Raw genomic sequence first — 10,368 nt, 5'->3', positions numbered from 1 at the left:
AAATCGCCGTAAAGAGGGGTTAGCCCGCCGCGGGCGCCTCGGCGGCTGGCGCCTCCGTCGTGGTCGTGGCCGTCGTGCTGCTGGACGGAGTCAGCGGCTTGCCGGTGTTGCTGAAGGACGTCACGGGAGTGAGCGGCTCCGGCGGCGTGTCCGGGTTCAGGACCGTGTCGACGATGTAGATCCTGGCGTTGCTGGCCTGGATGCCGCCGCAGATCACCTTGACGTCGTCGTTGACCTTGATGTCGCCGTCCTTGCCGGTGACCTTGATCTCGGCGCCCTGCTGCGTCGGCCGCTGACCCGCCACGTCGCCGGGGCCGAGCAGGCCGAGGAACGCGTGGTAGTAATCCAGCTTGGTCAGCGCGTCCGGATCGGTCTTCAGCGTCTCGAGCTGGGCCGGGTCGAGCTTGGCGAACGCGTCGTTGGTCGGTGCGAACACGACGTACGGACCGTTCTCCAGGACGGGAACGATGTTGACGGCGGGGTTGAGGCCACCGTTGATCGCCGACGTGAAGGTGCTGAGCGACGGGATGGCCGCGAGCACCTGCCCCACCGGCAGCTTGTCCAGCGTGGTCCAGGTCTTGCCGGAGGTCGCGAGCTCCGCCTTCACCGGATCGCAGTTGCCCTGCGGATCGGGGACAGGGGCCGCGACGGGCGTGGTGGTCGTCGGCTCGGCCTGGGCGTTGATCGCCATCGGCACCGACACGGCGAGCGCGACGATCGCGGCGGACATTCCAAGGGCTCGACTGGTGCGAGTCTTCACTTTTTGGCTCCTCAACGTATGCGATGCGTGCCGCCTAGAGCCCGACTCTCGTGGCGGCACCTGGGGAATCGTAAGTGCTCGGATGACCAATCGGCAAAGTCGGCCCCAAGCCGCACGGTCCGTCAAGCGTCGCTGAGCTGCGGTTTCCGCACGTTTAGACAGAGTCCGGCGGCGACAACGCACAGGCCCGCCGCGAGGTAGAAGGCGAGGTCGTAGTCGCCCTGAAGGTCACGCAACCACCCCGCGCCCGCGGCGGCCACGGCGGCACCCAGCTGATGAGAGGCGAACACCCAACCGAAGACCACCGGCGTGCGGGCGCCGAAGTAGTAGCGGCACAACACGATCGTCGGCGGCACCGTTGCGACCCAGTCCAGCCCGTAGAAGATGACGAACACCCAGGTGCTCGGCTCGGCGTGCGGGGAGAGCAACGCAGGCAGCAGGAGCAGCGAGATGCCGCGGCCGGTGTAGTACACGACGAGCAGCAGTCGCGGGTCGACGCGATCGGTCAGCCATCCCGAGAAGATGGTGCCCGCGACGTCCAGAATCCCGATCGTCGCCAACAATCCGGCGGCCACCGTCGTGGGCATTCCGTGATCGTTGGCGGCGGGGATGAAGTGCGTACCGATCAGTCCGTTGGTCGTCATCCCGCAGATCGCGAAGCTGCCCGCGAGCAGCCAGAATGCCGGCACCCGAGCGCCGATCCGCAGCCCGTCGAACGCCGCACGGAAACTGCTATTCGGGACGACGTCCGTCGCTTCGCTCGCCCCTGTGCCCTTTCCCGTCGCTTCGCTAGCTTCGCTCGCCCCGAAAGCCCTCAGGCCGACGTCCCGCGGGTAGTTCCGAAGGAACAGCAGCACCAGCGGTACGACGCTCAGCGCCGCCGCTGCGACGATCAGCGACGCCCACCGCCAGCCGTGGCGCGTCGTGACCTCCGCGATCACCGGCAGGAAGATCAGCTGCCCCGTCGCGCTCGCGGCAGTGAGGACGCCGGTGACCAGGCCGCGCCGCTTCTCGAACCAGCGGGTGGCGACGGTCGCCACGAACCCCATCGAGATCGAGCCCGTTCCCACCCCGACCAGCACGCCCCACAGCAGGATCAGCTGCCAACTCGTCGTCATGAACACCGACAGCGCTGAGCCCGACGCGATGAGCACCAGGGCGCCCGACAGGACCGGTCGTACCCCGAAGCGATCCATCAGCGCGGCCGCGAACGGAGCGGTCAAACCAAACAGGGTCATGTTGACCGACATCGCCAGCCCGACCGTGCCGTGCGACCACCCGAACTCGTGGTGCAGCGGGTTCATCATCACGCCGGGGACCGAGCGGAAGCCGGCAGCCCCCAGGATCGCGACGAAGCTCGTCGCGGCCACCACCCACGCCCAGTGGAGTCGGGGTCGGCGGCCGGTCTGGTCTCTGGTCGTCACGCTCACCCGACAACTGTTGCGGGACCTCGCCCCCGTCGCTAGTGGCATGAATGACACTAATCGTCAAAAACGTGCCAAACTGGTCCCGTGCACCGCGTGGTCGTTCTCCTTCTCGCACCCGTCGTGGGCTTCGACGCGACGATCGCCTCGACGCTCTTCGGCGCCGCCGTCGACCAGGACGGCGGCCCGCTGTACGACGTGATCACCTGCGGACTGGTCGCCGGCCAGCCCGTCGCCGCGACCGGCGGCTTCGACCTCGTCCCCGCGGCAGGATCCGAGGCGCTCGCGTCGGCGGACACCGTGATCGTGCCCGGCACCCGCTACCCCCTTGCCCGCGAGCACGGCACGTTGGGGCCCGACGTCCGCGCCGCTCTCACGACCATCCGCCCGGGCACCCGCATGGTGTCCATCTGCACCGGTGCGTTCGTCCTGGCGGCCGCGGGCCTCCTCGACGGACGGCCCGCCACCACCCACTGGAAGTTCGCCGACGACCTGCGGCGGCTGCGTCCGGACGTCCTCGTCGACGAACGCGTGCTGTTCGTCGACGACGGCGACGTACTGACCTCGGCGGGCCTCGCCGCGGGAATCGACCTGTGCCTGCACATCATTCGCTCCGACCACGGAGCGAGCGTGGCCAACGCGGCGGCCAGGTACTGCGTGGTGCCACCGTGGCGCGAGGGTGGGCAGGCCCAGTTCATCGACCGGCACCTGCCGACTGCCGACGACGCGTCCACCGCGGCCACCCGCGAGTGGGCGCTTCGGCACCTCGACGACGACCTGACCGTGGAGCGGTTGGCCCGGCACGCACACATGAGCCCCAGGACGTTCAGCCGCCGCTTCAGCGAGGAGACCGGCCAGGGGCCGGGAACCTGGATCCGGCTACGGCGCGTCGAACGGGCCCGTGAACTACTCGAATCCCGCGACCTGTCGATCGACGAGGTCGCCCGGCGCTCGGGTCTTGGCTCCGGCGGCAACCTGCGCCACCACCTGCGCCGCGGCGTCGGCATGTCACCGTCGAGTTATCGCAAGGTGTATCAGGGCGCCTGAAACGGTCCGGCATACGATGTCGCCCATGCCAGAGCCGCTGATCCTGTCCGTCAACGGTCGCGCACCAAAGGTGGACGACGAGTCCTGGGTCGCGCCGAACGCGACCGTCGTCGGCTCCGTCACGCTCGGCCCGAAGTCCAGCGTCTGGTACGGCGCCGTCCTCCGCGCCGAGTTCGAGCCGATCGAGATCGGCGAGGGATCCAACCTCCAGGACAACGTGACCGTGCACGTCGACCCTGGGTTCCCGGCCACCATCGGTGCCGGCGTCAGCGTGGGCCACAACGCCGTGCTCCACGGCTGCACGATCGAGGACGGGTGCCTCATCGGTATGGGCGCGGTCGTGCTCAACGGGGCGGTCATCGGCGCCGGGTCGCTCGTCGCGGCGGGCGCCGTGGTCGCGCAGGGCGCCGTGGTGCCACCGGGATCGCTCGTCGCCGGAGTGCCTGGCAAGGTCCGTCGCGAACTCAGCGCCGACGAGGTGGCCAAAAGCCGCGTCAACGCGCAGGTTTACGAGCACTTGAGTGACATCCACCGCAACACGATCGAATAGCGCCCGCGCGGGTAAGTACCTACCGTGAAACCCATGCGCGCACTCGTCACAGGTGCGACCGGATACATCGGCTCGCGACTCGTCGCCTCACTCTTGCGGGAGGGCCATCACGTCGTGGTGGGCAGCCGGAACGTCGAGCGACTCGGCGACTTCGGTTGGATCGACGACGTCACACCCGTGCTGCTCGACGCAGGCGACGAGGGCTCGGTGGTCAGCGCGTTCGGTGTTGCGGGCCCCGTCGACGTCCTCTACTACCTGGTGCACGGCATCGGCCAACCGGGCTTTCGCGATGCCGACAACGTCGCGGCCGCCAACGTAGCCCGGGCTGCGAAGGACGCGGGGGTCAAGCGCATCGTGTATCTCGGCGGATTCGTGCCCGACGACGACAACCTTTCCGAGCACCTGACCAGTCGCGCCGAGGTCGCCGAGGCGTTGACCATCGAGGGCGGGCCCGACGTGGTCTGGCTCGGCGCGGCGATCATCCTCGGAGCGGGGTCGACGTCGTTCGAGTTGCTGAGGTCCGTTGGCGATCGCTTTCTCTTGATCCCGATGCCGCCGTGGGCGCACAATGCGCTGGATCCGATCTCGATCAGTGACGTCATCTACTACTTGATCGCAGCCGCCGACTCCGACGGCGTTCCCGCCGGGTCCTACGACATCCGCGGTCCGCAGCGAACGACGTACGGCGACCTGCTCCTGACCTACGCGCGGTTGTCGGGGAAGTGGCGCGCCGGCGTGCCAGTACCCGACGTCGACATGGGGTTGGTATCGCAGGTGGCCGCGTTGTTCGTGCCCGTCCCGGGCGGCCTGGCGGCGGACCTCGTTGAATCGCTTGACTTTCCGATGACCGCATCCAACGACGGACTGCGGCCCTTCGTGCCGGACCCGCCGGGCGGTCGGGTGAGCATCGAGGAGGCCATCGAGTTGTCGCTCGCCAGTCGGCGGCAGCTGCCCGTCGACCGACTGGCCGACCCGCACCATCTGGCCGACACCGACCCGGACTGGGCGGGCGGCGACATCCTCCGCCTGCGCAAGCTCGCCGCGATGGTCACGCCGGCTCACGCGCGACCGGCGCTGGCCCTGCTCGGCGCCGTGCCCGGCCCGGTGGCCGGCTGGTGGCGGGCCGGACTGGACACCCTCATCGGGCTGGCACCCGGAGGCGCGTCGTGACGGGACTGATGTCCGAGATCGGGGCGATCGTCACGAGTCCCGCGGTCACCCGAGACGAGCCGTCCACCCTGATCCGACGGCGGCGCATCGTGGTGGTCGTCGTGCTGATCCTCGGTGCGACGCTGCTCGCGTTCTCGCTGACGCGGACGCCGGGCAGCACCTCCTTCTACGTTCTCACCGTGGCGCTGGCCGCGGTGTGGGCGGCAGGCGCGCGGCTGTCCGGTCCCTTGCACCTCGGGTCCGTGCACTTCCGCGGTCGTGAGAGACGCCCCGTGATCACGGGGATGACCATCGGCGTACTGCTCGGCGGCGTGTTCATCGTCGGCGGTCTGGTGGCGCGCGAGATCGGCCCGGTCCGGGACTACATCGTTCAGGTGCTGGAGTACGCCAACTACGGCGCACTCTGGCTCGTCACGCTGATCACCGTCGTCAATGGGCTCGCCGAGGAGATGTTCTTCCGCGGCGCGCTGTTCAGCGCACTCGGCAGGTTCCATCCCGAGGTGATCTCCACGGTCGTCTACGTGGTCGCGGTGTCTGCGGCGGGCAACCCGATGCTCGGCTTCGCGGGCCTCATCCTCGGTGGGGTGTGTGCCTACGAACGCCGAATCACCGGCGGGGTGCTTGCGCCCATGGTCACCCACTTCTTCTGGGGCCTGGTCATGGTGCTCGCACTCCCGCCGCTGTTCGGCGCCTGACCCGCTAGCGCAGAGGGTTGGCGATCTCGTCGCGTCGCATCCGTGCCGCGACCATCGCGACGGCGGCCAAGATCACCGGCACCACGCCCGCTGCCACGAAGATCGTCTCCATCGACACCACCTTCGACAGCGGACCCGCGATCGCGAACGACACCGGCATGAACGCCAGCGACACGAAGAAGTCCAGGCTCGACACTCGGCCCAACATCTCCCGCGGCACGCGTCGCTGCAGCAGCGTCCCCCAGATGACGCTCCCCGCCCCGTCGGTGACACCGACGACGAAGATCGCCGCGGCCATCACGGGAAATGACGACGTCCAGCCCACGATCGCCAGCGGCAGCGACCCGGCGCCCCACATCACCATCATTACCGTCAGGTAGCGACGCGGAAGCCGCAGCGACGACACGGCGAGCGCGCCGATCGCACTGCCCACCCCGAAGAACGCCAGGATGAAGCCGTAGGCGCGCGCGCCGTCGGCGAAGCGACCCTGCGCAATGAACGGCAGGAGCACCTCGACCGGACCGAGCACCGCCAGCACCCACATGCTCGCGAACAGCAGCGTCCACAGCAACCACGGCGTCCGCACCATGAAGCGGAACCCGTCGCGCATGTCGCGCAACACCTTTGGTGGCACCTGATTCGATTGCGGTGCGACCCCTTTGACCGCGGGTCGGGTAGCGATCAACAACGCAAGGCCGGTGGCGAACAATACGGCCACCACCATGGCTCCCAGTGCGGGGAACGTCACCCCGACCACCACGCCCGCGACGGCAGGCCCGACCGCGCGCTGAAACACGGGACGCACGACGCCTTCGACGCCGTTGGCAGCCAGCAGCTGGTCGGCGGGCAGGATCCGCGGCAGCAACGCGCTGTAGGCGGGGAAGAAGAACGCCGCCGCGATGCCCAGCATCGCCGCTGCCACGGCCATGTGCCAGATACGCAGCACGCCAAGCGAACTCAACGTCGCGACGGTGGCGACCACCGTGACGTTCACGGTTTCCACGGCGATGATGATGGTGCGCTGGTTGATTCTGTCCGCCGCGAGACCGCCGACCAGGACGAAGGCCACCAGGCCAACGCCAAGACACGTCGCCACCAGGGACAGCGACGCGGGATCGTTGTTCAGCGCGATGACCTGCAGGGCCATCACGACCGTCCACATGCCCTCGGCGAAGATCGAGATCGACAATGCGCCGATCAGCAGCCGGTACTCACGGAAGCGGAAGGGTGCGAGCACGCGCCAGCCGCCGGTGGCCTGCACCGGATGCTCGACGTCGGATTGCGTACTCACACAGTGATGGTGACCGATGGACCCCCGTCGAGTCGAACGGTTTTCGCTCCGACGCGGCGGGCGGCGGTTCAGTGAGCTCGACTCTGCGTCGATGGCGCAGAAGTGCGAGTGGACGTCGCCACCACCGCAGAGTGGAGCACCGCGGGCCGACGTCGTCGCCGCGATTCAGTCGTCGGTGAACGTCGCAGGTCGGCGCTGCTGGAAGGCCGTCGTGCCCTCGCGGAAGTCATGCGACGACAGCAACGTCAACTGGCCCTCGGTCTCGCGGTCGAACGCGCCGTCGAGTTCGGTCAGCGTCGCAGCATTGATGGCCTGCTTGGTTCTGCGTAGGGCGGCCGCCGGGCCCGACTTCAACCGCTCGATCACTTCGTTCGCCTCGGCCACCAGATCGTCGTCGGCGTAGACCGCGCTGACCAGCCCGGCGGCGAACGCGTCCGCGGCGGACAGTCGCTCTGCCAACAGCGCCATCCGCATGGCCCTGACGCGACCGATCGCGGCAGCGACCAGGGCTGACGCACCGCCGTCGGGCATGAGCCCAATCTTGGTGAACGCCAACAGGAAATACGCCTTCTCGGACGCGACGATGACATCCGCAGCCAACGCCAGTGACACACCGACGCCCGCAGCCGGGCCATGCACCACCGACACCACCGGCTTCGGCAGCGCCACGATCGATCGGACCGCGCGGTTGGCCGCGTGCAGCGTCTCGTCGTGACCGCCTGCGTTGGCGTGGTCCTCGGCGCTGATGCCCGCGCCCGAGCTGAAGCCGCGTCCCGCGCCGCCCAGGCGGACGACCCTCACCTGCGGATCGTCGGCCGCGCGCTGGCAGGTGTCCCCGATCGCGTCGAGCATGGCGGCCGTCAACGAGTTGAGGCTGTCCGGTCGGTTCAGCGTCACCGACAGCACGCCGTCGCGCAGCGCCACCACTAGATCGTCGGTGCTGCGGTAGGAGTCGATGGCCGTCTCGGAATTGGTCATGCCCGCCTCGGGGTCAGGCGAGCCGAGGCCCGCGGTCGCTCCACTTGGTTATACAAGTAAGCTTTGTCGGCGGTCAACTAGGTCTACTCGGTGGAGGGCGTTGCGCATGGCTGGACCACTGCACGGATTGCGAGTCATTGAACTGGCCGGCATCGGCCCGGGACCCCACGCGGCCATGATCCTCGGCGATCTCGGTGCCGACGTGGTTCGCGTCGAGCGGCCCGGCAAGGGCGGGGGAGTGCCCCAGGGCGCCCGCGACTCGATGCTGCGCAACCGCCGGTCGGTGACCGCCGATCTCAAGAGTGACGAGGGCCGCGAGCTGATCCTCAAACTGGTGGCCAAGGCCGACGTCTTGATCGAGGGCTACCGGCCAGGTGTCACCGAGCGACTCGGCCTCGGGCCCGACGACTGCGCCAAGGTCAACGAACGCCTCGTCTACGGCCGCATGACGGGCTGGGGGCAGACGGGTCCGCGGGCTCTGCAGGCCGGCCACGACATCAACTACATCTCGCTCAACGGCGTGCTGCACGCGATTGGCCGCAAGGGCGAGCGGCCGGTCCCGCCGCTGAACCTCGCTGGCGACTTCGGCGGCGGCTCGATGTTCTTGATCGTCGGAATCCTCTCCGCGCTGTGGGAGCGCCAGACCTCCGGCAAGGGTCAGGTGGTCGACGCCGCCATGGTCGACGGATCAAGCGTGCTCGCCCAGATGATGTGGGGCTTTCGGGCCAGCGGCATGTGGTCCGACGAGCGCGGCACCAACCTGCTCGACACCGGCGCGCCGTACTACGACACCTACGAGACCGCCGACGGCCGCTACGTCGCGGTCGGTGCGATCGAACCGCAGTTCTATGCACTTCTGCTTCACGGGCTCGGGCTCGACGGCGCGGATCTTCCCGGCCAGAACGACATCAGTCGCTGGCCGGAATTGCGGGCGGCGTTCACCGAGGCGTTCGCGGCGAAGGATCGCGACCATTGGGCCGGCGTGTTCAACGGCACCGACGCCTGCGTCACTCCCGTCCTGAGTTTCGGCGAGGTCGAGACCGAACCGCACAACACCGAGCGCGGAACGTTCTTTCAGGACGGCGACAATCTCGAGCCGTCGCCTGCGCCGAGGTTCTCCCGCAGCGTGCCGCCGACGCCCACGCCCCCCGGGGAGAAGGGCGCCGACACCGAGGCCGTGCTTCGCGACTGGGCATAGTCCCAACCAACCGGTAGGTTGAGCGACGGCGTGCGTCTCCGCGCGCCCTGGAGAAAGGAATTGGTCAGTGCAGATCAAAGACTCAGTCGCGGTCGTCACCGGCGGCGCGTCGGGCCTCGGCTTGGCGACCACCAAGCGATTGCTCGACGCCGGAGCCAGCGTGGTCGTCATCGACCTCAAGGGCGAAGAAGTCGTGGCCGAACTCGGTGATCGCGCCAAGTTCTCCGCCGCCAACGTCACCGACGAGAACGCGGTGGCCACGGCGCTCGATCTCGCCGAGTCCATGGGGCCGGTTCGCATCAACGTCAACTGCGCGGGCATCGGCAACGCCGTCAAGACGCTGAGCAAGAACGGACCGTTCCCACTCGATTGGTTCACCGGCGTCATCCAGGTCAACCTGATCGGCACGTTCAACGTGTTGCGGCTGGCCGCCGAGCGGATCGCGAAGACGGCGCCCGTGGACGGGCCGGGCGGCCCAGAGCGTGGCGTGATCATCAACACCGCTTCGGTCGCGGCGTTCGACGGCCAGATCGGGCAGGCCGCCTACTCGGCGTCCAAGGGCGGCGTGGTCGGCATGACCCTGCCGATCGCTCGTGACCTATCGCGTGAGCTGATCCGCGTGTGCACCATCGCGCCCGGCCTGTTCAAGACGCCGCTGTTGGCAGGCCTCCCCGAGGAGGCGCAGAAGTCGCTGGGGCAGCAGGTACCGCATCCGGCCCGGCTCGGCGACCCCGACGAGTACGGCGCGCTCGCCCAGCACATCGTCGAGAACCCGATGCTCAACGGCGAGGTCATCCGCCTGGACGGGGCGATCCGGATGGCGCCGCGATGACGATCGCGACGAAGTTCACCGAGGTCTTCGGTGTCGAGCATCCGATCGCTCAGGGCGGCATGCAGTGGGTCGGGCGCGCGGAACTCGTTGCGGCCGTTGCCAATGCAGGCGGCCTGGGATTCATCACCGCGCTGACGCAGCCGACGCCCGCGGATCTGGCGAGGGAAATCGCCAAGACTCGCGAGCTGACGGACAAGCCGTTCGGCGTGAACCTGACGATCCTCCCCGCGATCAACCCGCCGCCGTATGACGAGTACCGCCGGGGGATCGTCGACGAGGGCATCAAGATCGTCGAGACCGCGGGCTCCAACCCGGCGCCGCACCTGCCCATGGTCCACGACAACGGCATCAAGGTGGCCCCGGCGAACGCCTGACTGGCGCCGAGTTCACGCCTCATGCAAAAAGCCGCCGACGGAGTCCGTC

10 protein-coding genes and 1 pseudogene are annotated in these 10,368 nt (G+C 68.5%); 7 read left to right on the top strand and 4 right to left on the bottom strand.

What is annotated here, in order from left to right; genetic code table 11:
• Positions 1-19: 19 nt before the first annotated feature.
• On the bottom strand, positions 20-760 hold the full coding sequence (locus ABW137_RS31880; protein ID WP_526406260.1) for a fasciclin domain-containing protein: 741 nt from the start codon (positions 758-760) through the stop codon (positions 20-22).
• A gap of 122 nt (positions 761-882) precedes the next feature.
• Positions 883-2,232, bottom strand: a complete 1,350-nt coding sequence (locus ABW137_RS31875) for an MFS transporter (protein WP_526406258.1) — start codon at positions 2,230-2,232, stop codon at positions 883-885.
• 39 nt (positions 2,233-2,271) lie between these two features.
• On the opposite strand from ABW137_RS31875, the gene ABW137_RS31870 reads away from it, so the two are divergent.
• From ABW137_RS31870 to ABW137_RS31855, 4 genes are read left to right on the top strand one after another with little or no spacing between them, the layout of a single operon-like run.
• Positions 2,272-3,231 (top strand): GlxA family transcriptional regulator, encoded by a 960-nt coding sequence (locus ABW137_RS31870; RefSeq protein ID WP_526406256.1) that lies wholly within the window; start codon positions 2,272-2,274, stop codon positions 3,229-3,231.
• A gap of 25 nt (positions 3,232-3,256) precedes the next feature.
• Positions 3,257-3,781, top strand: coding sequence for a gamma carbonic anhydrase family protein (locus tag ABW137_RS31865; protein WP_526406255.1), 525 nt, complete (start codon positions 3,257-3,259; stop codon positions 3,779-3,781).
• A 24-nt stretch (positions 3,782-3,805) separates the two neighbouring features.
• Positions 3,806-4,951, top strand: a complete 1,146-nt coding sequence (locus ABW137_RS31860; protein WP_526406253.1) for an NAD(P)H-binding protein — start codon at positions 3,806-3,808, stop codon at positions 4,949-4,951.
• A gap of 8 nt (positions 4,952-4,959) precedes the next feature.
• Positions 4,960-5,646, top strand: coding sequence for a CPBP family glutamic-type intramembrane protease (locus ABW137_RS31855; protein ID WP_526406264.1), 687 nt, complete (start codon positions 4,960-4,962; stop codon positions 5,644-5,646).
• Between the two features lie 4 nt (positions 5,647-5,650).
• Here ABW137_RS31855 and tet(V) read toward each other — a convergent pair whose 3' ends face one another.
• On the bottom strand, positions 5,651-6,907 hold the full coding sequence (gene tet(V) / locus ABW137_RS31850; protein ID WP_526406262.1) for a tetracycline efflux MFS transporter Tet(V): 1,257 nt from the start codon (positions 6,905-6,907) through the stop codon (positions 5,651-5,653).
• Positions 6,908-7,102: 195 nt separating this feature from the next.
• Positions 7,103-7,915: an enoyl-CoA hydratase/isomerase family protein gene (locus ABW137_RS31845; RefSeq protein ID WP_526406251.1), complete on the bottom strand. Its 813-nt coding sequence runs from the start codon at positions 7,913-7,915 to the stop codon at positions 7,103-7,105.
• A 106-nt stretch (positions 7,916-8,021) separates the two neighbouring features.
• Here ABW137_RS31845 and ABW137_RS31840 point away from each other — a divergent pair, with 106 nt between their 5' ends.
• The 3 genes and pseudogenes from ABW137_RS31840 to ABW137_RS31830 all read left to right on the top strand — a co-directional run.
• Positions 8,022-9,113 (top strand): CaiB/BaiF CoA transferase family protein, encoded by a 1,092-nt coding sequence (locus ABW137_RS31840; protein ID WP_526406249.1) that lies wholly within the window; start codon positions 8,022-8,024, stop codon positions 9,111-9,113.
• Positions 9,114-9,180: 67 nt separating this feature from the next.
• Positions 9,181-9,945, top strand: coding sequence for a 3-hydroxyacyl-CoA dehydrogenase (locus ABW137_RS31835; protein WP_526406247.1), 765 nt, complete (start codon positions 9,181-9,183; stop codon positions 9,943-9,945).
• Positions 9,942-10,301 (top strand): annotated as a pseudogene (locus ABW137_RS31830) (NAD(P)H-dependent flavin oxidoreductase); the annotation flags it as partial. The gene ABW137_RS31835 and the pseudogene ABW137_RS31830, both read left to right, overlap by 4 nt.
• Between the last annotated feature and the right edge of the window lie 67 nt (positions 10,302-10,368).

It is taken from the genome of Mycobacterium sp., from assembly GCF_040509115.1.
Taxonomy (GTDB): domain Bacteria; phylum Actinomycetota; class Actinomycetes; order Mycobacteriales; family Mycobacteriaceae; genus Mycobacterium.
The sequence above is the reverse complement of the archived record's forward strand: the minus strand, read 5'-3'. Positions and strand labels throughout refer to the sequence as shown.

What these genes read in the sequence shown, in the direction of transcription:
- ABW137_RS31845 (WP_526406251.1), bottom strand. Translation starts at nt 7,915, where the DNA reads ATGACCAATTCCGAGACGGCCATCGACTCCTACCGCAGCACCGACGAT.
- ABW137_RS31855 (WP_526406264.1), top strand. Translation starts at nt 4,960, where the DNA reads ATGTCCGAGATCGGGGCGATCGTCACGAGTCCCGCGGTCACCCGAGAC.
- ABW137_RS31875 (WP_526406258.1), bottom strand. Translation starts at nt 2,232, where the DNA reads ATGCCACTAGCGACGGGGGCGAGGTCCCGCAACAGTTGTCGGGTGAGC.
- ABW137_RS31865 (WP_526406255.1), top strand. Translation starts at nt 3,257, where the DNA reads ATGCCAGAGCCGCTGATCCTGTCCGTCAACGGTCGCGCACCAAAGGTG.
- ABW137_RS31840 (WP_526406249.1), top strand. Translation starts at nt 8,022, where the DNA reads ATGGCTGGACCACTGCACGGATTGCGAGTCATTGAACTGGCCGGCATC.